The 24,965-nt window shown below is 31.5% G+C and carries 18 protein-coding genes and 1 other RNA gene; 14 read left to right on the plus strand and 5 right to left on the minus strand.

Features of this window, described 5'->3' with window-relative positions; genetic code table 11:
• Positions 1 to 22: 22 nt before the first annotated feature.
• Positions 23 to 898: a hypothetical protein gene (locus OZP06_RS15680; protein ID WP_269222697.1), complete on the plus strand. Its 876-nt coding sequence runs from the start codon at positions 23 to 25 to the stop codon at positions 896 to 898.
• A gap of 159 nt (positions 899 to 1,057) precedes the next feature.
• On the opposite strand, the gene hutI is transcribed toward OZP06_RS15680, so the two are convergent.
• Entirely contained in the window at positions 1,058 to 2,302 is a 1,245-nt protein-coding gene (gene hutI / locus OZP06_RS15685; protein WP_269222698.1) for an imidazolonepropionase, read from the minus strand.
• 4 nt (positions 2,303 to 2,306) lie between these two features.
• Entirely contained in the window at positions 2,307 to 3,356 is a 1,050-nt protein-coding gene (locus OZP06_RS15690; RefSeq protein ID WP_269222699.1) for a glutaminyl-peptide cyclotransferase, read from the minus strand.
• A gap of 88 nt (positions 3,357 to 3,444) precedes the next feature.
• Between OZP06_RS15690 and ffs the strand changes: the two genes are divergently transcribed.
• The 3 genes from ffs (at position 3,445) to fsa (ending at position 5,268) form a co-directional block, all read left to right on the plus strand.
• An RNA gene (gene ffs / locus OZP06_RS15695) (signal recognition particle sRNA small type) lies at positions 3,445 to 3,542 on the plus strand.
• Between the two features lie 127 nt (positions 3,543 to 3,669).
• Complete coding sequence (locus OZP06_RS15700; protein ID WP_281323953.1) at positions 3,670 to 4,473, plus strand: SDR family oxidoreductase; 804 nt, start codon at positions 3,670 to 3,672, stop codon at positions 4,471 to 4,473.
• A 138-nt stretch (positions 4,474 to 4,611) separates the two neighbouring features.
• Entirely contained in the window at positions 4,612 to 5,268 is a 657-nt protein-coding gene (gene fsa / locus OZP06_RS15705; protein ID WP_264564496.1) for a fructose-6-phosphate aldolase, read from the plus strand.
• A gap of 294 nt (positions 5,269 to 5,562) precedes the next feature.
• On the opposite strand, the gene OZP06_RS15710 is transcribed toward fsa, so the two are convergent.
• The 3 genes from OZP06_RS15710 to OZP06_RS15720 all read right to left on the minus strand — a co-directional run bounded on the left by OZP06_RS15710 (position 5,563) and on the right by OZP06_RS15720 (position 8,928).
• On the minus strand, positions 5,563 to 7,002 hold the full coding sequence (locus OZP06_RS15710) for an MFS transporter (protein WP_269222701.1): 1,440 nt from the start codon (positions 7,000 to 7,002) through the stop codon (positions 5,563 to 5,565).
• Positions 7,003 to 7,196: 194 nt separating this feature from the next.
• A complete protein-coding gene (locus OZP06_RS15715) occupies positions 7,197 to 7,898 on the minus strand; it encodes a LytTR family DNA-binding domain-containing protein (protein WP_269222702.1) in 702 nt (233 codons plus the stop codon).
• Positions 7,888 to 8,928, minus strand: coding sequence for a histidine kinase (locus tag OZP06_RS15720; protein WP_269222703.1), 1,041 nt, complete (start codon positions 8,926 to 8,928; stop codon positions 7,888 to 7,890). Before OZP06_RS15720 ends, OZP06_RS15715 begins: the two co-directional genes overlap by 11 nt.
• Before the next feature lie 268 nt (positions 8,929 to 9,196).
• On the opposite strand from OZP06_RS15720, the gene OZP06_RS15725 reads away from it, so the two are divergent.
• The 10 genes from OZP06_RS15725 to OZP06_RS15770 all read left to right on the plus strand — a co-directional run bounded on the left by OZP06_RS15725 (position 9,197) and on the right by OZP06_RS15770 (position 24,960).
• The gene (locus OZP06_RS15725; protein ID WP_269222704.1) at positions 9,197 to 12,220 is read left to right on the plus strand and encodes a SusC/RagA family TonB-linked outer membrane protein; all 3,024 of its coding nucleotides are present in this window, start codon (positions 9,197 to 9,199) and stop codon (positions 12,218 to 12,220) included.
• Between the two features lie 160 nt (positions 12,221 to 12,380).
• Positions 12,381 to 13,961: a SusD/RagB family nutrient-binding outer membrane lipoprotein gene (locus OZP06_RS15730; RefSeq protein WP_269222705.1), complete on the plus strand. Its 1,581-nt coding sequence runs from the start codon at positions 12,381 to 12,383 to the stop codon at positions 13,959 to 13,961.
• Positions 13,962 to 14,311: 350 nt separating this feature from the next.
• On the plus strand, positions 14,312 to 16,249 hold the full coding sequence (gene nagB, locus OZP06_RS15735) for a glucosamine-6-phosphate deaminase (protein ID WP_269222706.1): 1,938 nt from the start codon (positions 14,312 to 14,314) through the stop codon (positions 16,247 to 16,249).
• Positions 16,250 to 16,380: 131 nt separating this feature from the next.
• Positions 16,381 to 18,453 carry a beta-N-acetylhexosaminidase gene (locus OZP06_RS15740; protein WP_269222707.1) on the plus strand — a complete coding sequence of 691 codons (2,073 nt, stop codon included), beginning with the start codon at positions 16,381 to 16,383 and terminating at the stop codon, positions 18,451 to 18,453.
• A gap of 298 nt (positions 18,454 to 18,751) precedes the next feature.
• The gene (locus tag OZP06_RS15745; protein WP_281323954.1) at positions 18,752 to 20,368 is read left to right on the plus strand and encodes an ABC-F family ATP-binding cassette domain-containing protein; all 1,617 of its coding nucleotides are present in this window, start codon (positions 18,752 to 18,754) and stop codon (positions 20,366 to 20,368) included.
• A 170-nt stretch (positions 20,369 to 20,538) separates the two neighbouring features.
• Positions 20,539 to 21,723: a DUF418 domain-containing protein gene (locus tag OZP06_RS15750; protein WP_281323955.1), complete on the plus strand. Its 1,185-nt coding sequence runs from the start codon at positions 20,539 to 20,541 to the stop codon at positions 21,721 to 21,723.
• 152 nt (positions 21,724 to 21,875) lie between these two features.
• Positions 21,876 to 22,415, plus strand: a complete 540-nt coding sequence (gene pyrR, locus OZP06_RS15755; RefSeq protein ID WP_281323956.1) for a bifunctional pyr operon transcriptional regulator/uracil phosphoribosyltransferase PyrR — start codon at positions 21,876 to 21,878, stop codon at positions 22,413 to 22,415.
• A 65-nt stretch (positions 22,416 to 22,480) separates the two neighbouring features.
• Positions 22,481 to 23,407, plus strand: a complete 927-nt coding sequence (locus OZP06_RS15760) for an aspartate carbamoyltransferase catalytic subunit (protein ID WP_269222710.1) — start codon at positions 22,481 to 22,483, stop codon at positions 23,405 to 23,407.
• Positions 23,408 to 23,431: 24 nt separating this feature from the next.
• Complete coding sequence (locus OZP06_RS15765; protein WP_281323957.1) at positions 23,432 to 23,764, plus strand: ribonuclease Z; 333 nt, start codon at positions 23,432 to 23,434, stop codon at positions 23,762 to 23,764.
• Positions 23,765 to 24,054: 290 nt separating this feature from the next.
• Positions 24,055 to 24,960 (plus strand): ribonuclease Z, encoded by a 906-nt coding sequence (locus tag OZP06_RS15770; RefSeq protein ID WP_269222711.1) that lies wholly within the window; start codon positions 24,055 to 24,057, stop codon positions 24,958 to 24,960.
• The last annotated feature ends 5 nt before the right edge of the window (positions 24,961 to 24,965 follow it).

The following is a 24,965-nucleotide window of genomic DNA, read 5'->3' on the forward strand; positions in this document are numbered from 1 at the left end:
GTAAAAACAATTATATTTTAAAATGGAAAATCAAAAAAACAATTCAAGTCTAAAAGCCGTTATCGCAGTTTTAGCTATTTTATTAGTAGGAAGTTTAGTGTATATTTTTAAAATGTCCTCAGAAGTTGAAACGGTTAATACAGAAATTACAAAAGTAAGTACTGAAAAAGAATCAGTTATGAAAGATTTGCAAGATCTAAAAGCAACTTATGATGCTGCAATAGCTGAAAATACTTCAATGTCTGAAGAATTAATACAAGAAAGAGACAAAGTGGTAAAATTGATGGATGATTTGAAACAATCAAACGGGGATTTATCAAAATATAAAAATCAAGTACAAACGCTTCAAGGTAATTTGAAAGTATTGATGAAAGAAAATGAAGGATTGAAAAAACAAAATACAAGTTTAACAATTTCTCGTGATAGTACTGTAGTTGTATTAGGTCAAGCTCAAAAATTTAATGAAGTTTTAGTAGGTCAAAATGAAGATTTATCTAAAACAGTTGAAAAAGGATCTAGATTATCGGTGTTAAATTTACAAACTGCTGCTTATAAATTAAAAAGTTCAGGTAAAGAAATTGCAACTGATAAAGCTAGTAGAGCTAATGTTCTTAAAATTAGTTTTACTATTGCTGAAAATTCTATTGCAAAATCAGGAGATAAAGATTATTATGTTCAAGTAATTGACAGTAAAAACAATGTTTTGGGTGAGGCTAAAACAATATCTTTTGGAGAAAAAATGTTATCATATAGCTTTATTTCTAGTGTGAAATATGAAAATAAAACTGTTCAAGTTTCTCAAGATTTAGCGGGTAAAGACTTTGCAAAAGGAATGTATACTGTAAATGTTTTCGATAAAGATCAATTGGTTTCTTCAACTAATTTCTCATTGAGATAATATTTTATACTATAAAAAAAAGAGCGATATTCAATTTTGAATGTCGCTCTTTTTTTTGTCCCTGAATCAAAATGATTATGTTAGTAACTTGATTTTGAATTCGTTATGAAGTTTAATAATCCAGGTAAAGTAGATTTTAAGTATGGAATCTGTTTAAGTCTATTTTGAATTATATGTTTCACCATCCAGAATTACAGTATCAATTAAATTACTTCCAAATGCATAAGGCAATTGATAATAGGATGGGATTTCTTTAGTAATGATTAAATTTGCTTTTTTTCCTAAAGTGATACTTCCATGTGTTTTTGAAATCCCCATAGCATAAGCGCCATTTATGGTAGCTGCATTTATAGCTTCCTCAGGAGTCATTTTCATTTTGATACAAGCTGTGGCAACTACAAAATTCATATTTCCAGAAGGAGTAGAGCCAGGGTTATAATCGGTTGCAAGAGCCAAAGGAAGTCCAGCAGCAATTATATCACGTGCAGGTGTGTAAGGAATGCTTAAAAAATACGAACAAGAAGGCAAAGCTACAGGTATAGTGTTGCTATTTTTTAAAGCTTCAATATCTTCGGGCTTCATGATTTCTAGATGGTCTACAGATAGTGCGTTGTATTTTACTCCAGCTTGAATTCCACCAATAGAGTTGAATTGATTAACATGTATTTTTGGTTTTAAACCTAATCGAATCCCTGCCTTCATTATTTGTTCTGTTTCTTCAACAGAAAAATAACCTGTTTCGCAAAAAACGTCAATGAAATCAGCTAATTTATTTTCTGCAATTTCTGGCAGCATTTCATGTATAATGCAATCTATATATCCTTTTCTGTTTTCTTTAAAAAGAGTAGGGAAGGCATGTGCGCCCAGAAAAGTCGCTTTTATGGTTATAGGGTAGTTCTTAGATAATTGTTGAATTACACGAAGCATTTTGAGTTCTCCTTCAACAGTAAGTCCATAACCCGATTTGATTTCGACGGCTCCTGTTCCCAAACGCATAACTTCTTCGAGACGTACTTTCGATTGATTGTAGATTTCTTCTTCAGAGGTTTCATTCAGTTTTTTTGCTGAATTTAAGATTCCGCCACCTCGATTGGCGATTTCTTCGTAGGTCATTCCGTTAATTCGATCTACAAATTCTTGTTCACGATTACCAGCATAAACAATGTGTGTATGACTGTCACACCAAGAAGGAAGTACAATCTTTCCACTGGCGTCAATAGTTTTATCAGCTTCTACTTTTGGCAAATTGTCCATTGAGCCGAAATCGGCAATCAAATCATTTTTTATAAGTAAAAAAGCATTTTTGATTGTAGGTAAAATGGCCATTTCAGCTCCTGAAACTTTTAAAATCGAACTTTCTCGTATTTGAAGAAGTTCTTTGATATTTATAATTAAGGTTGTCATGAATTTATTCCGAAACTGTTATTTCAAACATTTTATCCCAATTTTTACCAGTTACAAAAATGGTTTTTGTTTTTGGATTATAGGCAATTCCGTTCAGAACATCAGCATTTGCATTTTTTACTAATTTTTTTAAGGCTGACATATCCAAAATTCCTTCTACAGCACCCGATAAAGGATTTACGACAGCAATAGCATCTTTTTGCCAAACATTGGTATATATCTTTCCATTTATTAATTCTAATTCATTTATGGATTTAATTTTAGAACTGCCAGAATAAACATTGATGTATTCTATCATTTTTTGGTTTTTTGGATCCATTTTCCAGATTTTTTCAGTTCCATCTGTCTGATAAATGTATGTACCATCATTAGTCATTCCCCAGCCTTCGATATCTTTGTCGTATGTAAAGGTTTTTTCAAGTTTCAATGTTTTGGCATCATAGACAAAACCTGTTTTCTCTTTATAAGTGAGTAGAAATAATTTGCCATTTACAAAGGTGATACCTTCTCCAAAATATTTGGCATCCAAATTTATTTGTTTGAATATCTTTCCTGTTTTGTAATCGTATTTTCTAAAATAGGATTTACCGTATTGACCAGTACTTTCGCATAATGTGTCATTATGAAATTCGAATCCTTCCGTAAACGAAGCTGTGTCATGCGGAAAAGTATTTATTATTTTATATTTTAATAATTTGGGCACTACATTCGAAACCAGTTCGACTCTTTCTGTGGCTTCGGAATTTTTACCTTCAAAATAAACTATTGCTTTTAAGTATTGATACCCTAATTTTTGTTCTTTCAAGGCGAAGTTTAATTTTATATTTCCATTTTTAGCGCCAACTTTTTTATCATTAACAAAATAGATTATGCTGTCTATTTCTTTGTTGCTTGGGTTTAAAATACTCAAAGAAAGTGCGTCATCAGACAGGAATTGTGGTTTGAAACTGGAATTATCAAAAGTAAAAATGGAATTTTCAACATTTTTTGTATCTCCACAATTAATCAAAGTGATTCCTAATAAAATGATAAATAGGAAGTTATAATATTTCATAGTTTTAATATTTTAAAAAGCCAATATACAACGATAATTTTAAGGTACAAAGCACTTGCAAAAATATAAAAAGATTGTATATTTGCACCGGCAAGTCCTACACGACCAGCTCCTGCAGACTCCCCCAGGATGGGAACATAGCAAGGGTACGTGGTTGAGCGGTGCGATGTAGGTCGCTTGCCATTTTTTATAAAATTACAAAAAGTAGTCTTCCTTCGGGAGGATTTTTTTATTTTAGGTCGTTTCTAATTTAAATGGACTAGATTTGAAGTATAAAAATAGTTACAATTAAAATAATTCATAACGGTATACAATGAATAAAGTAGTTTTAATTACAGGAGGATCTTCAGGAATAGGGAAGTCCATTGGAGAGTTTTTGCATCAAAAAGGATTTGTAGTGTATGGAACTAGCAGGAATCCTGAAAAAGTTTTGAATTCGGTTTTTCCTTTAATTGCTTTGGATGTTCGGAATGCAGATTCAATTCATTTGGCTGTTGCCGAAGTTATAGCTAAGTCCGGAAGGCTGGATGTAGTAATTAATAATGCTGGTGTTGGAATCACTGGTCCCTTGGAAGAAATTCCAATGAATGAAATTAGAAATAATTTTGAAACGAATTTTTTTGGTCCAATTGAAGTAATGAAAGCGGTTTTACCTCAAATGAGGGCTCAAAAATCTGGATTGATTATCAATATTACTTCGATTGCCGGTTATATGGGATTGCCTTACCGAAGTGTTTATTCGGCCTCAAAAGGAGCATTAGAACTAATTACCGAAGCCTTGCGTATGGAAGTGAAATCAATTGGAATTCAAATCACCAATATTGCGCCGGGTGATTTTGCTACCAATATTGCAGCAGGACGTTATCATGCTCCAGTTTTAAAAAATTCAGATTATGAGTTGGCTTATGGTAATACACTTAAAGCTATGGATGAACATGTTGATAGCGGTAGTAATCCAAATGAAATGGCGGAAGCGGTTTATTCAATTATTCAAAATCCAAACCCTAAGATTCATTATAAAGTAGGTGCTTTTATGCAAAAATTTTCTATTGTATTAAAAAGGATTCTTCCAGATAAAGTATATGAAAAAATGCTAATGAATCATTATAAACTTTAGTATAAGGTATACTTTATAAAATTGGTTTGATTATTCTTATTTTTTTAAAATTGATTTTTGAAATTTCAATCCTTATTAATATTGATTTCGTAATTTTGCACCGAAATTTTTAAACACACAATTAAATATAAATATATTATGAAATTTTTTATTGACACAGCTAATTTAGCTCAAATTAAAGAAGCACAAGCATTAGGCGTTTTAGACGGAGTTACGACTAATCCATCTTTGATGGCTAAAGAAGGAATTACAGGAAAAAACAACATTTTAAAACATTATGTAGACATCTGTAATTTGGTTGAAGGTGATGTAAGTGCAGAAGTAAATGCGCTGGATTACGACGGAATGATTAAAGAGGGGGAAGAATTGGCAGATTTACACGAACAAATCGTGGTTAAATTACCAATGACCAAAGAGGGAGTAATGGCTGCAAAATATTTTTCTGATAAAGGAATTAAAACTAATGTAACTTTAGTATTCTCAGCAGGTCAAGCTTTATTGGCTGCCAAAGCGGGTGCTACTTATGTTTCTCCATTTATTGGTCGTTTGGATGATGTTTCTACAGATGGTTTAGCTCTTATTGAAGAGATTCGTTTGATTTATGATAACTATGGTTATGAAACTCAAATTCTTGCTGCATCTGTTCGTCATACAATGCATATTGTAAACTGTGCAAAAATTGGTGCTGATGTAATGACAGGTCCATTATCTGCAATTTACGGTTTATTAAAACACCCATTAACAGATATTGGTTTGGCTCAGTTTGTTGCTGATTTTGAAAAAGGGAATAAGTAAGATGAAGATTCAGTGATCAGGTTTTAAGTGATCAGTGAAGAAATTTAAATAATAAAAGTCCTATTTCATTTAGAAATGGGACTTTTTAAGTTTAATTCCAAAATGAATGAGAATTCTATATTTGGAACCAGGTTCATATAAAAATCAAATATGCTATTCTCAGCGATTTGATTTTAATCAAAAGAATCAAAATTTTATTCTAAAAAAAATCCCATTCTGCTAATTGCAAAATGGGATTTTTATTTGTATCCATTTTACTGAATACTAAAAAAAAACTGAATACTGAACACTTTTCTAATGCCCTCCAGATAATTTTTGGTCAAAATCAATTCCTTGAGATTTTAAAATGCTGCTTACTTTCCAAGCATAAAATACTAAATAAGCAAAACAAAGAACGCCTACAATATAACTATTTTGTATTCCAATAATTTCAGCAATTTTACCTTGAAAAACACTAACGAAACCTCCACCCATTATCATCATAATTAAAAAACTACTTCCTTGGCTTGTGTTTTTGCCTAATCCACTTACTGCTAGAGTGAAAATACATGGCCATAATGTACTACAAAATAAACCCACACTAGTAAGGGCATATACACTTACCATACCACTTGTTGTCATACCAATTACAGTAGCTAAAATACCTAAAGAAGAAAAGATAAGAAGCATTCTGGCTGGATTTCCTTTACTTGCCATGTCAGCTGCAATTAAAACCAAAATTACTAATCCATAAATATAAAAAGGAGTTAAATCATGTTTGGCAATAGCATTTACTGCTAAAAACACTCCAAAAGCTAAATAAGGAGCAAGAAAACGTAAAATTTTTAATAAACTCATGTTTTCTGTAAAAGCTTCAACGGCTCCTGTCCAACGACCAATCATTAAACTGGCCCAGTATAATGAAATGTACGGCGCTACATCTTTGGTTAAGAATCCTAATTTACTTTCCATATAAGCAGGTAAATTACTAGCAGTAGATACCTCAACACCAACGTAAAGAAATATTGCAATCATTCCCATAACTAATTGAGGGTATTGCAAAGCTGAATTTTTTACTACACTTCCATCATGTGATGCTGTTTCTTCAATTAATGCTGGTCTTTCAGGTAAAGATGAAAATTTTAATAAAATTGCTACCAATAAAAAGGCAAATCCTAGTATTAAGTAAGGGATTTTTACACTTTCAATACTAGCAGTTGTATTTGAATTTGTACTTGAACCAAATATAGCAAAACTAACAATTAGTGGACCTATTGTTGTACCTAAATTGTTGATACCACCAGCTAATGTCAAACGTTGTGAGCCTGTTTTGATTGGACCTAATGCGATTGCCAATGGATTTGCTACTGTTTGTTGTAGTGAAAATCCCAAACCAACTATAAAAAGACCTGCAAGCATTAATGCAAAAGATCCAGTGTTTGCCGCTGGATAAAACAATAATGTTCCTAAGGCTGAAATAAGTAACCCTAGTGACAATCCGTTTTTATATCCAATTTTGTTTACTAAATCTTCTTTGATTAAAAATGAAACGCCCATGTAAATAAGTGATCCAACGGTGTAGGCAATATAAAATGCAAAAGCAACCAATTGGCTTTCGCCTTGGGTTAAATCAAATGCTTTTTTGAAAACAGGAATTAAAATGTCGTTACTTGCGGCTACAAATCCCCAGAAGAAGAATACGATAACTAGGGGGATGAATTGACCCCACTTTGTTTGTGAATTTTCTGAACTCATAATTTAAAAATTTAATTATTTATTGTTAATTATTAATTTTTGATGCTGCAAGACTGTAAATATATTTGTTAAGAGTTTTAAAAAAAAATTTTCTGATATAAAGTTTTTAATTTTTATATAAACAACAATATTTCTTCAACAAATGGCGAATTTGCTTTGATATTTATATAATAAAACGAATTATTAACTAGAACTTATTCTAGAATTTTGTTTTTAACTTCTTTACTATAATTTCGCCCAATTGGAATGGTATATGAGGAGATTTGGATTCGATTTCCTTCTATTGATTTTACTTTGTTTAAAGCAATAGTGTATGATTTATGAATGCGCATAAATCGTTCAGTTGGTAATTCTTCGGTAAGGGAAGTTAATGATTTATGGGTTATGTATGTTTTGTCTGAGGTAACTACTTTTATATATTCTTTCATCCCTTCGATAAAAAAGATTTCATCAATATTAATTTTCACCATTTTTTTATCTACTTTGATAAAGATATGCGGCTCCGCACGATGATTTTCTGTTTTTATATTATTCTTTAAATTGAATTCTCCTTCAATTTTATGAATACATTTTATAAAGCGAGGCAATGGAATAGGTTTGACTAAATAATCCAATACTTCGAGGTCGTAACTTTCGGCAGCAAATTCTCTAAATGCAGTAGTTATTACTATTCGTGTTTTGTTTTCAAGTAATCGGATTAATTCAAATCCAGTCATCATTGGCATATTTATATCAAGAAAAACTGCATCTACTTTATTGGAATTTATAAATTCTAATCCATCCAATGAATTATTAAACGTTGCCAATACTTCAAAATCAGAAAAATTTTCAAAATAATTGAGCAAAACTTTTATTGCCAAAGGTTCGTCATCAATTAGTACGCATTTAATCTTCATTATTTAAAGGTATTTGTATTTTAATAACATAAAAATTAAATTTAATCATTTGAGTTATGATGAAATCATTTTTATAAATGAGTTTGAGTCGTTTTTTTGTATTTGATAATCCAATTCCTTTTTTGGATTTTACAGGTTGTGAAATTACAAAATTATTTATTATTTCAAATTCTAGGTTGGATTTAATGATTCGAAAATTAATTTTTATCTTGAGATTTTCGTTGTTTAATCCTCCATGTTTAAACGCATTTTCTATTAGTGAAATAAAAAGTAATGGCGGTACGGTTATGTTATCGATATTGGATTCTAAGTTTATGGAAACTTCAACATTTTCAAATCTAAGTTTTTCTATTTCGATGTAATTTTGAATGTAATCAATTTCGTTTATTAATGGAACATATTTTGTGTTTTCAATGTCATACAACACATATTCCATTAGTTTTGAAAGTTTAATAATTACATCTGGGACTTTATTTGAAGATTCTAATGAAAGAGCGTAGAGATTATTTAACGTATTAAAGAAAAAATGTGGTTGAATTTGGTTTTTTAAATATTTCAATTTTATTTTATTCTGATTCTCTAATATTGATTTATTACGTTCTCTTTCTTTTAACCAAGTTAGCATTAAATAAATGGATGTGGCTATAGCCAAAACATATAATTCACCAATACAAACTGCAACAATATGATTAATTTCAAAGGGTTTATAATCACGGTTGGCTTCTGGCCAAATATTTTTTGAAATAATAAAGTAAGTTAGACCGGTTTTAAATAAATAAACCACACTTAAACTTGAGATTAGTGATAAGGTGTATTTAAAATATTTTGACTTTAAAACAAACAAAGGAACAAGTATAAACAAATTGAAATATACTAAAGGAATATGAAGTGCAAATTCAATCAAATTGGATTTTAAAGAGTAGCTGTAATCATTGAAATAAGCTCCCCAACGCAAAAAGTTAAGAAGGAAATAAATAATCCAAAACCAAAGATGGTATTTTAGTTTAATTTGAAAATTGATTTTTTTCATTTAGATGTTTTACTTTTAAAAGTCAATTGTTAATTCGTATATATTTTGCAACAATAATCATTTTGTTATTAAAAATGCTTATTTGTTGAATAAAAATCTAAAAATATCGAATATCGATTAAAAATAAAGTGATGAAAACGTTTTCGAAAAACGTAATATTGAAAAAAACATGTCGTTGGTTTAAAAAACAATGCTGTTGGTTTAATTTTTTTTTTTTGTGAAAACGTTAACGATAAATTTACACCATAACTAACAAAAATAATTTAAAATGAGAAAAGTTTTTTTAATCGTAATGGTTCTTTTCACTGCGCAGGTTTCCCTTGCTCAAGTGAAAACAATCAAGGGTTTTGTTTCTGATGCAACTGGCACTGCAGTGGCGGGAGCAAATGTTAAAGTAGAGGGAGATTCAAATGGGACTTCTACAGATTTCGATGGTAAATTTACTATCGATGCAAGTGTCGGTTCGAGATTAGTGATTTCCTATGTTGGATATGACTCAAGAACTATAACAGTGGGAGAGTCATCTGAAATTCAAGTAAAATTGACTTCGCAATCTTCAACTGCATTGAGCGAAGTAGTAGTAACTTCATTAGGTATCAAGAAATCTAAAAAGTCTTTGACTTATGCTGCACAAGAGTTAAAAGGGGACGAAGTAACTCGTGTTAAAGATGCGAATCTTATGAACAGTTTATCTGGTAAAGTAGCGGGTTTAATTGTAGGTAAAAGTTCTTCTGGAGCCGGAGGGTCAGTTAAAGTAACAATTCGTGGAAATTCATCAGCAACAAGTAATCAACCTTTGTATGTAATTGATGGTATTCCATTGTTAAATTCTTCTTCAGCACAAGGAAACGGTGTTTTTGGTGATACCGCTGGTGGAAATAGAGATGGAGGAGATGCAATATCTATGATGAATCCTGATGATATTGAGTCGATGACAGTTCTTAAAGGAGCTTCGGCATCTGCTTTATATGGTAGTCAAGGTGCAAACGGTGTTATCTTGGTAACAACTAAAAAAGGTAAAGAAGGTAAAGTAACAGCAAACTATAACTCAAATATTTTTGTAGATAATGTAATTTCATTACCTGAATTTCAAACTTCTTATGGAGCTGATGCTGGTGCTACAACTACATGGGGAGCTGCAAAAAGTTCTCCAGACCATGTAAAAGATTTTTATAATACTGGAATGACTTATATTAATTCGATTTCTGTAAATGGAGGAACTGATAAAGTGTCAACTAGTCTTACTTTCGCAAATACAAATGTTTCAGGTATTATACCACAAAATGAATTGAGAAAAAATAATTTTGGACTTCGCCAAAGCATAAAAATGTTTAATGATAAATTATCAATAGACGCTTCTTTATCTTTTGCGGATCAAAAAATTAATAACAAGCCAACAAATGCTTTGTATTACAATCCATTAACAGGTGTGTATTTATTTCCAAGAGGTAATGATTTTAATAATTATAAAAATAATTTCGAAGTTTATGATCCCTCTAGAAACATAATGACTCAAAACTGGCCAACAGGAACGAGTGATATTATTCAGAATCCTTATTGGATTCAAAATAGAAACAAATCTATAGATAAAAACCAATCTTTAATTACATCTTTAGCTTTAAATTATAAGGCTAATAATTGGTTAAGTTTCAAAACTAGAGCTGGATACAATAAATTGTATAATATATTTGATAAAAAAATATACGCAGGTACAAATACAACTTTAGCAGCTGAAACAGGTAGGTATATTTATTCAGATAGTGAAAGTTCACAATTATATGGTGATTTAATTGGAACAGTTACTACAAAAATTAATGAGGATTTTTCTTTTAATGCTAACTTCGGTGCCAGTATTACAAAATCTACAGTTAATGATGCTATAGTAAGTGATTCTGGCTCTAAAGGATTAATCTATACAAACTGGTTTAATACAAATAACTTTGTTTCTACTTCAAAAAATTCTCAAACGGTTGGGGCTAAAAAAGAAATACAATCCGTTTTTGCAAGTGCCACATTTGGATATAAAGACGAACTTTTTCTTGATGTAACAGGAAGAAATGATTGGTCTTCAACATTAGTAAATACTGATAATTTAAGTTTCTTTTACCCATCAGTTGGTCTTACAGCTATTGTTAGTCAAATGGTGAAACTGCCAGAAGCAATTAGTTTTGCAAAAGTTAGAGCTTCTTATGCTCAAGTAGGTAATGACATAACTCCATTTTTAACTACACCAACAAATACTTTGGTTAATGGTGTTGTCACAGCTCCATCAGTAGGACCTAAACCAGGGGAATCTTTGAAACCAGAAATGCAAAATTCTTTTGAAATTGGTACAGAATTTAGATTCATTAACAATAGAATTGGATTTGATTTCACATACTATAAAAATGAAACAAGAAACCAATTAATTACAGCTCCTGCTCCAGTACCAAACACTTCAGGATTTGCAAACTATGCATTTAATGCTGGAAGTATTGAAAACAAAGGTTTTGAGATTACTTTATCTGGTAAAGTAATTACTAATGATAACTTTTCTTGGGATGCTGCTTTGAACTATGCTTCAAATAAAAATACAGTAAAATCTCTTGGAGATGAATCTAATATAGTTGTTCTAACTAATGGGGATCCAAATAGCTATAGATATATTTTGGAAGAAGGAAAACCATTTGGTATGATTCAAGGAAAAAATATCGTTAGAAATGATCAAGGACAAATTTTATTAGATGCTGATGGTCGTATTCAAAAATCAGATTTTGTTGATCTTGGAAGTTCAAATCCTGATTTTATGTTAGGTTTTTCTAATACTTTCAAATACAAAAAAATATTCTTAAATGTACTTATTGATGGAAGATTTGGTGGTAAAGTAATGAGTTTGACAGAATCAATGTTAGATTTTTATGGTGTATCTAAAGCATCTGGTGATGCAAGAGATGCAGGTGGAGTTGCTATAAATGCAGTTAAACCTGACGGGACGAAAGTAACAACAATGTCTGCTAAAGATTATTATAATCAAGTTGGTGATAGAAGTGGGGCTACAGGAGAATACATGTATAAAGCTACAAATGTAAAATTAGGTGAGATTTCATTGGGTTATACTTTTGATTTCAGCAAAAAAACTGTTTTTAATGCTGTTAATATTTCTCTAGTTGGTAAAAACTTATTCTTTTTCTACAAAGATGCTCCATTTGATCCAAACGTAACTCTAAGCTCTGGCGAAGGTCTGCAAGGTGTTGATATATTTGGTGCTCCATCAACAAGGAGCATGGGTGTTAATTTAAATTTAACTTTCTAATAATAATAGTATATAAAAGACTCAACCTTTTGGTTTCTGTAAGATACTTTGTTTGTAGATTGAATACGAAATACTTAAACTAGACATCAAACAATTTTGCCCTAAACGGGATTACTTATAAGTCAATAAAAGGATTTTAATTAACAATAAAAACTCACAAATGAAAAATAAATTATTAATGTTAAGTACAATTTTAGCTCTTTCATTAGGCAGTTGTACTAATAACTTTGAGGATATTAATACCAATGATGCAAATTTTGATAATACTCAAATAGAACAAGATTTTAACCAAGTAAAAGCTCCTATAAAGGCAATGGAGAGAGGGATGTATATCTTGGTTGAGGATGACTGGCAAGGTGATATTCAGTTTAATCTAAATGCTGATATTTTTTCAGGTTATATGGGAACACCTCATGATTTTGCTGGGAATAGTAACAACTCTACATATGCTCTTGTAGATGGTTGGAATGGTGCTGAATGGGTTCAGAAATACCAAAAAGAGATGGTTAATGCGTATAACCTTGAAAAGTTAACGAAAGATAAATATCCTCAATTTTATGCGTGGTCATTGATTTTAAAAGTATATGCGATGCATAAGACTACTGATTATTATGGACCAATTGTTTATTCAGGTTTTGGAAATGAAGACGGAACTACTCCTTACGATTCTCAAAAAGCAGTTTATGATAAATTTTTTGTAGAGTTAAAAACAGCAGTTGATATCTTAAATACTAAGGCTACAAGTAATGATGTTAACTTTTTTGCAGATGCAAATGATCCTACTGATGGAACAACTGCAAAAGGAAACATTGTAAAGTGGATTAAATTCGCTAACTCACTAAGATTACGTTTGGCAATGAGAATATCTAATATTGATCAAGTAAAAGCTAAAGCTGAAGCTGAAGCAGCATTGGCAGGTTATGGAGTTATTACTTCAAATGCAGATAATATGCTTTATAAAGGAGAACATCCAGTAAAAACGTATACTGGACCTTGGGCTGATATTAATGCAGGTGGTGCAATTACATCTATTATGAATGGTTATAATGACCCTAGAAGATCCGTTTATTTTAAAACTACTTCTATTGGTACTTATCAAGGTATCAGAATGGGAACTTTAGTTAATGATGATTATAGATTTGCAAAAGCAGATCAATTTTCTCAAGTTGGTTCAATCGTAGAAAATGGAATGATTCCTTGGTTTTGTGCTGCTGAATCTCATTTTTTAAAAGCTGAAGCTGCATTAAAAGGATGGAATGTTGGTGGTTCTGCTCAGTCATTTTATGAATCAGGAATTGCAACTTCTTTTGCTCAATTAGGAGTTGGAGATGTTGTTACATATACTAATGATGATGTTTTGATGGCTGCTAATTATGTAGATCCATTGAATGCTACTAATAATATAGTTGCACAAAACTTAGTTACTGTTAAATGGTCTGATGTGGCATCAAATGAAGTGAAACTACAAAAAATTATTACTCAAAAATGGATTGCAGGATTTCCTGATGGACAAGAAGCATGGGCAGAAACTAGAAGAACTGGATATCCAAAATTGTTTTTGCCAGCAAATAATCTTTCTGCTGGAAAAATTCCTGCTGGAACTTTTGTAAGAAGATTGAATTTCTATGTAAATGAGAAAACTACCAACCCAGCAGGATATGCTCAAGGTGTTAGTCTTTTAGGAGGCGTTGATACTGGAGCTACTAGACTTTGGTGGGACACGGGTGTTAATAAATTCTAATTTCTAAAATACTAAATTAGTTATTTTTTATTCCAGACAAGTGAAAGCTTGTCTGGACATAAAAAAAAGAAAAATTGAAAAATGATGTTGCAAGATTTTTTTAATTAATTCAAAGGGTATATAACCAATCGCTCCGATTTGTAAAGTGTTATCGCTTTTTTTAATAGCTTACTAAAATTGAAATTTATTTTTATTTTTTAAGAAAATAAAATTTACATATAAATCAAAACAGCTACTGTATTGATTCAAAATAAACAAGTGTTCTAAGTATTTAGTCATTTGTTAAAATAATAATTAACTACAATTTAAACCACTATTCTTCTAGATTTAAAATACATAATATAAATAACATGAGAACTACAACAACCTTAGTTAATGACATCAGTTACAAGCCTGCTGGTCAATTTGAAGACACCCGTTTTGAAAAAATACACAATGTAATTTTTAAAAGTTCAATGGATGCTTCGATAATCGTTGCTCAAGAGATTGCAGATTTAATTCGTTCCAAACAAGAAAAAAATAAAAAATGTGTTTTAGGTTTGGCAACAGGTTCGTCACCTATAAAAGTATATCAGGAATTGGTACGCATGCACAGGGAGGAAGGATTGAGTTTTGATAATGTAGTTACTTTTAACTTAGATGAATATTATCCGATGCCAAAGGAAAGTAATCAAAGTTACCATTACTTTATGCATCAACATCTTTTTAATCATGTTGACATTAGACCAGAAAATATAAATATTCCTGACGGTACAGTTGCATTAGAAGACTTAAATCAGTTTTGTGTTGATTATGAATTGAAAATTAAAAGTTCGGGTGGACTTGATTTTCAATTATTAGGAATTGGTCGAACAGGCCATGTTGGTTTTAATGAGCCAGGTTCACATATCAATTCTGGTACAAGAATCATAACATTGGATCATATTACTAAAGTGGATGCTTCAGGTGATTTTAATGGAATAGGAAATGTACCAAAAAAAGCTATCACAATGGGGGTTTCAACCATTCTTAGATCCAAGAGGATTGTATTGATGGCTTGGGGACAAAATAAAGCTTCAATTATAAAAAGAACCATTCAAGGCGATATCAGTTCAGAAGTACCTGCAACGTTTCTACAAAATCATAACAACACGACTTTCGTTTTAGACGAAGGGGCCGCATCCGAGTTAACGCGATTGGAGACTCCTTGGTTAGTAGGGGAGTGTATTTGGACGGAACAATTGAAAAACAAAGCAATTGTTTGGCTTTGTCAACATACAAATCAATCAATTCTAAAATTAACGGATAGAGATTACAACAACAATGGAATGTCCGATTTATTGGCAGCGGGTAGCTCATCTTATGATTTGAATATCAATATGTTCAATGTATTACAACATACCATCACAGGATGGCCTGGAGGAAAACCAAATACAGATGATGCTAATAGACCGGAACGTTCTAATCCTGCCAAGAAAAGAGTAATTCTGTTTAGTCCTCATCCTGATGATGATGTTATTTCTATGGGAGGAACATTTGCAAAATTGATTAAACAAGGTCATGATGTGCATGTAGTGTATCAAACTTCTGGAAATATTGCGGTTACAGATGATGAAGCACTCAAATTTGCCGAAGTATGCAATGATTTTGTTGGTGAAGATACATCTGGAATCAACTTCCAATCCGTAATAGATTTTATAAATTCAAAAGCAAAAGGTCAAAATGATTCTGATGAAGTTCGTAAATTAAAAGGATTAATTAGAAGACGTGAATCTTATGCCGCAACAAGATACATCGGTTTGAAAGATGAAAATACTCATTTTTTAGATTTGCCGTTTTATGAAACAGGTATGGTTCAAAAGAAACCATTAGGACCTGAGGATATTGCAATCGTAAAAGAAATCATAGAAAGAATTAAGCCTCATCAAGTATTTGCTGCAGGTGATCTTGCTGATCCTCACGGTACTCATGAAGTTTGTTTGAATGCTATTTTTGCTGCCATGAAAGCATTAAAATCGAAACCATTCATGAACGATTGTTGGTTATGGTTGTATAGAGGTGCTTGGCACGAATGGGATATTCATGAAATTGATATGGCTGTTCCTTTGAGTCCAGACGAAGTACTCTTAAAAAGACAGGCTATTTTGTATCATCAATCTCAAAAAGACAGGGTAATGTTTCAAGGTAATGACTCCAGAGAATTTTGGGTACGTGCCGAGGATCGAAATAAAAACACAGCCAAATTATATGATAAATTAGGACTAGCCGAATATGAAGCCATTGAAGCTTTTAAACGTTTTGAGTACTAAATACCACTTTTGTTTTGATTGTTAAGTAAAACGCTAGACTATAAGTTTTTGCTGAGTTTAAATTCTTGAGTTTAGCGTTTGTTATCAATTGATTTTTTAACCAAGATTCAAAATCTACTTTCTTTATTAAAATGAAATACATCGTACTTTTTTTATTTGCCAATTTTATATCTTATGCTCAAATTACCACAGAGCAATTAAATATTATGCCTTGGCCACAAAATATTTCTTTATCAGAAGGTAGTTTTGCTTTAACAAAAAACTTCAAAGTAAATATTACTGGAGCTCCAAATTCAAGAGTTTTTAGTGGTGCTACTAATTTTTTGAGACGATTGGATGGTCGAACTGGTTTGTTTTTTAACCAAGGTTTCGTAACAGGTTTAAATGAAGTTCCTTCAGCTGAACTTCAAATTAATTGTGTCCATAACGGAAAAATTGAATTGTATGAAGATGAAAGTTATTTATTAGATATTACTAAAAATAAAATTACAATTAATGCTACTTCGGATCTTGGTGCATTGCATGCCTTGGAAACGTTGCTACAATTGGTGCAAAATAATAGTAAATCATTCTATTTTCCAATCTCAAAAATATCCGATTTTCCAAGATTTACATGGAGAGGTTTAATGATAGATGCTGCAAGACATTTTATGCCAGTCGATGTAATAAAAAGAAATTTAGATGCGATGGCCGCTGCAAAAATGAATGTTTTTCATTGGCATTTAGTAGACGATCAAGGATGGAGAATCGAAATGAAAAAACATCCGAAACTGATTCAAATGGCATCTGATGGGAATTATTATACTCAAGAAGAGATAAAGAATGTTGTGAAATATGCCGAAGATAGAGGGATTTTGATTGTTCCTGAAATTGATATGCCAGGTCACGGAACGGCAATACTCACAGCTTACCCAGAAATAGGAAGTAAAGTTGTTGATGTAAATATTAATTCGGGCGAGAAAGAGCAAAAATTCACTCAAATTCAATCGTATAACCTCGAAAGAAATTCAGGTATTTTTACTCCAACACTAGATCCTTCTAATCCCAAAACGTACCAACTGATTAGTGAGTTTTTTGATGAAGTTTGTCCTCTTTTTCCAGGGAGATTTTTTCACATTGGTGGAGATGAAAACGAAGGTAAAGATTGGGACAGTAATCCAGCAATTCAAGTTTTTAAAAAGAAACATAATTTAGCAAACAACCATGAATTGCAAACGTATTTCACCATGCAACTGATTCCAATGCTCAAAAAGCACAATAAAGAATTAATGGGTTGGGAGGAAATCATGACCAAAAATATGTCTAAAGATGCCATAATTCATTCTTGGAAAGGGATTAATGAAGGTGTTCCTGCAGGAAAATCGCTTGTTGATGCAGTAAAAGGAGGGTACAAAACGGTATTGTCTAATGGGTATTATATTGATTTGGTTTATGGCGTTGAAGATCATTATACAGTGGATCCAATGCCTAAAAATGTTACTTTGTCTGAAGAAGAAAAAGCAAGAATTCTTGGAGGTGAAGCCACCATGTGGTCCGAATTGGTTACTCCCACAACTATCGATTCCAGAATTTGGCCTAGAACAGCCGCCATTGCAGAGCGTTTATGGTCTGATCAAAGTGTAACAGACATGATTAGCTTACGCAAAAGAATGAATGTTTTCTCCTTTAGATTGGAAGAGTTGGGATTAAATCATATTAAAAGCAGAGAAGCTTTGCTAAGGAATATCAGTAACAATCAAAAAAATGAATCTTTAGTAGATTTTTCAAATATATGTGAACCGCTTAAAAAATATTCAAGAAATGCTGAGGGAACAGAATATCAAACGTATTCCCCTTTTACGTTGTTTGCTGATGCTTGCATTCCAGATGCCTCAGATGCTTTGGAATTTAATAAAGTGGTAACAAATTATTTGAGTGATAAATCAATTGAAAATGAAAGAGTTGTTGTTGGTTATTTGAATAAATGGACCAAAATGAATTCTGATTTGAATGTCCTAAGTCAAAATGCGCCATTGATTCAGCCCTTATTGCCTTTGTCTAAAAGTTTAAATGATTTAGCGGAACAGCTTTTGTTAAAAATAAATAAAAAACAAAATATAGACATTTCTATATTGAATGAATTACTGGAAAAATGTAATTCTAAAGAACATGCCGATGTTGAATTAGCGGTATATAATAGCTTGAAAAAGTTAGTTCAAGCTTAATTTCAATTCAAAAATAAAAGTTATAATCGTTAAGATTGAGTTTGGTTATTTGTATTTTAATATGGTTTTTTTATTTTGAATTATTCTTGTTTTTTTAGGAAAACAATAGTCAAAACCTGATGATTCGTTATCAGGTTTTATTATTTCAGGGTTGTTCGTTTTAATGTTTTTTGTTTAATAAATAATGTGTGTAAGTTTAAATGATTTAAATTATCGGGATAAACTAATTCTTGTTTCAGAATAAAAAAAATCGACATTTTTTTGTACTTTTGCACAAAATTTTAATAAAAAGACATTCATGTTAACAGTCAATAATTTATCAGTTCAGTTTGGCAAACGAATTTTGTTCGACGAAGTAAATACAACCTTTACACACGGAAATATTTATGGAGTTATTGGAGCCAATGGTGCTGGAAAATCAACTTTTCTTAAAATAATCGCAGGTGATATCGATCCAACCTCGGGTCATATTCATTTGGAACCAGGAAAACGTATGTCGGTTTTAAACCAAAACCACAATATGTTTGACGAACATACGGTATTGGAAACCGTAATGATGGGAAACAAAATTCTTTATGCTGTGAAAACAGAAATGGATGCTTTGTATCTTGATTACAATGATAAAAACGCTGATAGAATAGGGGAGTTGCAAGTTCAATTTGAAGAAATGAATGGTTGGAATGCCGATTCTGATGCTGCTTCAATGCTTTCGAATCTTGGTATTTCTGAAGACAATCATTATACTTTGATGGGTGATTTGGAAGGGAAAATCAAAGTGAGAGTACTTTTGGCGCAAGCCCTTTTTGGAAATCCAGATTTACTTATTATGGATGAGCCTACCAATGACTTGGATTTTGAAACTATTGCTTGGTTAGAGAATTTCTTAGCAAACTATGAAAATACAGTTATTGTAGTTTCTCACGATAGACACTTTTTAGATTCTGTTTGTACACATATTTCCGATATAGATTTTGGTAAAATAAACCATTATTCCGGGAATTATACTTTTTGGTATGAATCCAGTCAATTAGCAGCGAAACAACGTGCACAACAAAACAAAAAAGCCGAAGAAAAGAAACAAGAATTAGAAGAATTTATACGTCGTTTTTCTGCAAATGTGGCCAAATCTAAACAAGCTACTTCTCGTAAAAAAATGATTTCTAAATTGAATATTTCTGAGATTAGACCTTCGAGCCGTCGTTATCCTGCCATTATTTTTGATCAGGATCGCGAAGCTGGTGATCAAATTTTAAATGTTCAAAATTTAAGCGCTTCGATTGATGGAGAAGTCTTATTTAAAGGAGTAGATCTGAATATGGCCAAAGGGGATAAAATTGTTCTTTTCTCCAAAGATTCACGTGCTACTACCGCATTTTATGAGATATTAAACGGAAATCAACAACCAGATTCTGGTACATTTGATTGGGGAGTTACAACTAACCAAGCGTATTTACCTGTTGAAAATCATTCGTTTTTTGAAAATGATTATACTCTTGTTGATTGGTTGCGTCAATGGGCCAAAACGGAGGAAGAACGTGATGAAGTTTTTATTAGAGGTTTTCTTGGGAAAATGATTTTCTCTGGAGAAGAAGCTTTAAAAACCAGCAGAGTATTATCTGGAGGAGAAAAAGTACGTTGTATGTTGTCTCGAATGATGATGGAACGCGCTAATATTTTAATGCTAGACGAACCAACGAATCACTTGGATTTAGAATCGATTACAGCTTTCAATAATTCATTAAAAAACTTTAAGGGATCAGTTATTTTTACAACTCATGATCATGAATTTGCTCAAACAGTTGGTAATCGTGTAGTGGAGTTAACCCCAAACGGTGCTATTGATCGTTACATGACTTTTGATGAATATTTAGACGATGAAAAAGTTCAAGAATTAAGAACGAAAATGTATTCTTAAGATATAATATTTTAAATATTAAGCTCCTGCATTACTTGTAGGAGCTTTTTTTTTTTGAAAAATAACATTAGAAAGTATATCTAATTTATAATGAATTTAGAAATCGATTTTTAGTTTTTAATTGAAATTTGAGATACTTTTGAGAAAATAATTCTATGTTTTAAGCCCCTATGTCAAACAGTTCTTTTAATTTAAAAACTCCTAGAGTTGAAGTAGTTGATGCCTTAAGAGGTTTTGCAATCATGTCTATTATGTTGTTGCATAATATTGAACATTTTGATTACTATAATTTTCCAGAAGCCCTGCCAGAATGGATAAAATTTTTAGATAAAATAATTTGGGAGACCTTGTTTTTTCTTTTTGGTGGAAAATCGTATGCCATTTTTGCATTACTTTTTGGTTTTAGTTTTTATATCCAAAATGATAATCAGCAAAAAAAAGGAAATGATTTTAGAGGTCGATTTCTTTGGCGTTTATTGCTATTATTAGGATTTGGGTTTGTAAATACTATTTTTTACGAAGGTGATATTCTAATGATTTATGCTGTATTGGGAATTGCATTAATTCCTGTTTGTAAATGGAATGACAAAGCTGTTTTTATAACGGCAATAATTTTGATGTTACAACCATTTGAATGGGTTAGGTATTTTTATATGCTTTTACATCCCGAATTTGTACCAGCTCCTAATGTATCGGATCATTATTTTGGCCTAATGGGCGAGTATTTTAAAAGCAATTCCTTTTTGGATTATGCAATCGGAAATATTAGAATCGGAAGATTAGCATCTGTTTTTTGGTCTTGGGAAAATGGTCGTTTTTTTCAAGCTCCTTCTTTATTTCTTTTAGGGATGCTTATTGGACGCAAAAAACTTTTTATTGCATCAATTGAAAGTAATTTGTTTTGGAAAAAAGCATTGCAATATGCCATTACCCTTTTTATTCCTTTGTTTTTATTAAAAATATATTTGCCAGACATTATAGCAAGAAAAGCAACTATGAATAGTCTTTCAATAATTGTAACTTCATGGTCAAACTGTGCATTTATGATTATTTTGGTTTCTACTTTCCTATTGTTATATCAAAAAGAATCTTTAAATAATTATTTGGTTAAGCTCATTCCTTTTGGGAAAATGAGTTTAACCAATTATATCATGCAATCCATTGTAGGTTCTTTTATTTATTACCGTTACGGATTGGGACTTGTTGAATATACTGGAGCTACTTATTGTTTACTAATCGGAATTGTTTTATTTGTACTTCAATTAGCATTTTGTACATGGTGGTTAATAATGCATAAGCAAGGCCCTTTGGAGTATATTTGGCATAAAGCAACATGGATTTCTTTTAGAAAATAATAAATATTTTTTTCTAGACTTGTAATGAATAAATCCTAAATCGGAATTTGTATATTTGCTTAACCAAACCAAATTAGTTTTAAAGCCGATTGGTGAATTTTAAAACTAAGCATAAACAACCTTATATCTTTTAAATAAATAATTTCTAGAATATGAATCAAAAAGTGTTACTCAATTCAAAAGAAGTCAATATTATTTTGAATCGTTTGGCTTGTCAATTAATTGAAAAACATCTTGATTTTTCGAATACTGTTTTGATAGGAATTCAACCTAGAGGTACTTTTTTGGCAGAACGTTTGAAAACTTTATTAGAAAAAGAATATCACATTCCAAATGTATCTTTAGGCTATTTGGATATTACTTTTTTTAGAGATGATTTTCGTAGAACCAACAAACCTTTGGAAGCCAATAAAACACAAATTGATTTTTTGGTTGAAGATAAAAAAGTCATTTTCATAGACGATGTTTTGTATACCGGGCGAAGTATTCGTGCAGCTCTAACTGCAATTCAATCTTTTGGTAGGCCCTCTGGAATTGAGTTGTTAGCGTTAATAGATCGTCGTTTTAGTAGAGATTTACCAATTCAACCAGATTATAGAGGCCGCCAAGTAGACGCTATAAATGGAGAAAAGGTCAAAGTGTGTTGGACAGAACAAGATGGAGAAGATGGGGTGTATTTGTTAACCAATTAATCTGGTTTTTATACCTCCATTTCAAATTCACTTGCATAAAATTAAAATCTGAAAATAAAATAATAATGAGCGAATTAAGTGTAAATCATTTATTAGGAATTAAGTACATTAATGAAAATGATATTAACCTAATATTTGAAACAGCCGATCATTTTAAAGAAGTCATAAACCGTCCAATTAAGAAAGTGCCTTCCTTAAGAGATATTACTATTGCTAATATATTTTTTGAAAATAGTACCCGAACAAAATTATCGTTTGAATTGGCACAAAAAAGATTATCAGCAGACGTTATTAGTTTCTCTGCAGCTCAATCTTCAGTAAAAAAAGGTGAAACCTTAATAGATACCGTAAACAATATTCTATCGATGAAAGTGGATATGGTTGTCATGAGACATTCCAATCCTGGAGCCGCCTATTTTTTGTCCAAAAATGTAAAGGCAAGTATTGTAAACGCAGGCGATGGCGCTCATGAACATCCCACTCAAGCCTTACTAGATAGCTATTCAATTAGAGAAAAATTGGGAGATGTAGCTGGTAAAAAAATAGTAATCGTTGGGGATATTTTACACTCTAGAGTAGCGCTTTCTAATATCTATGCTTTGCAAATGCAAGGTGCCGAAGTTAAGGTTTGTGGTCCCAAAACCCTTATCCCAAGACACATCGAATCACTTGGAGTAACGGTTGAGTCTAATTTGCGTAAAGCATTAGAATGGTGTGATGTAGCTAATATGTTAAGAGTGCAGAATGAAAGAATGGATATCAATTTTTTTCCATCAACTAGGGAGTATGCACAACAATATGGCGTTGATAAAGATTTATTGAATTCTCTCGATAAAGAAATTGTAATTATGCACCCAGGACCTATTAATCGAGGTGTTGAGATTACTAGCGATGTAGCCGATTCTCAACAATCTGTAATTTTAAATCAGGTAGAAAATGGAGTGGCAATCAGGATGGCAGTCATTTATCTATTGGCTTCAAAACTTCAATAAAAAATACCATTAAACACAATATCAATGAAAGTAACAACAAAAGGTCATACGGTTATAATTAAAGATACCGAAGGAGATATTGTGGCATTTTTAGATAAAATAAATAGCCAGTACAATAGTTTCAAAGAGCATAATCTTATTTTAGATATCTCACATGACAAATCAGTCGATGTAAAATCAATCAAAATCTTTTCTGATTTAGCCAAAAAACATAAAAAAGAAAAAAAATCAATTGTTTTTGTTGTTAGCGATATTGATTACAACAAAGTTCCTACGTCTATAATCGTTGTTCCTACTCAATTGGAAGCGCAAGATTTAATTGAAATGGATGAAATTGAAAGAGATTTGGGTTTTTAAAAAGTCTAAAAAACACTTAATACCTTATTATTTTGTTAATACTTTATTATTTTAAAATATAATTATTTGGGCGTGACCGTATTGAGAAAAGGGGCTTAATATATAAACCGCTCATTCAGCCCCTTTTCTAAATGCGGTCGGGCTATCACGAGCGCTTTGGCGCCTTGCTCTATCCCTCACGCGCTCGCGGTCATTCAAGACCTTTTTGTTCTCATCATTAAATAATTGAATAAAAAGGTGTTTTCAAAAATATATTCCAATTTGAACTTTTTTAACTCTAAAAAATAAATTTGAAACTAACAATTCTTGGCTGTTATGCCGCAACTCCTCGTACATTGACCAATCCTACTTCACAGGTTTTAGAAATTAAAAACAGACTTTTTTTGATTGATTGTGGCGAAGGAACTCAGGTGCAATTGCGTAAAAACAAATTGAAGTTTTCAAAAATCAATCATGTTTTTATTTCTCATTTGCATGGGGATCATTTTTTTGGATTAATCGGTTTGATTTCTACTTTTGCCCTTCTGGGGAGAACAAATGATTTGCATATTTATGGACCAAAAGGAATCAAAGAAATAATTGATTTGCAGTTGCGATTGTCCAATTCATGGACAAATTATCAATTGTTTTTTCATGAATTGGAATCAAAGAAAAGTGAAATTATCTATGAAGATGATAAAGTAATAGTCAAGACAATTCCGTTAAGACATCGCGTATATACCAACGGTTTTTTATTTCAAGAAAAAATTGGTGAACGTGGACTCAATATGAAAGCAATACAATCTTATGAAATAGAAACCTGTTATTATCAGAATTTAAAAAATGGTAAAAACATCACTCTGGAAGATGGTAGAATAGTCCCAAATGAAATACTAACATTTGATCCAATTCCTGCATTGAGTTACGCTTTTTGTTCGGATACAAAATACAGTGAAGATGTAATTCCACTAATTGAAAATGTTACTGTTTTGTATCACGAATCTACTTTTTTGCAATCCGAAGAATCATTAGCCTCAAAAACCATGCATTCTACTGCCAAAGAAGCTGCAAAAATCGCTTTGAAAGCCAATGCAAATCAATTAATATTAGGGCATTATTCTACTCGGTATGATAGCATTCAATTGTTTAAAGAGGAAGCCGAAACTGTTTTTAAAAATGTATTATTAGCTGATGATGGAAAAAGTTTTGAATTTTAATAGTA

It is taken from the genome of Flavobacterium sp. IMCC34518 (assembly GCF_027111095.2).
Lineage (GTDB): Bacteria > Bacteroidota > Bacteroidia > Flavobacteriales > Flavobacteriaceae > Flavobacterium > Flavobacterium praedii.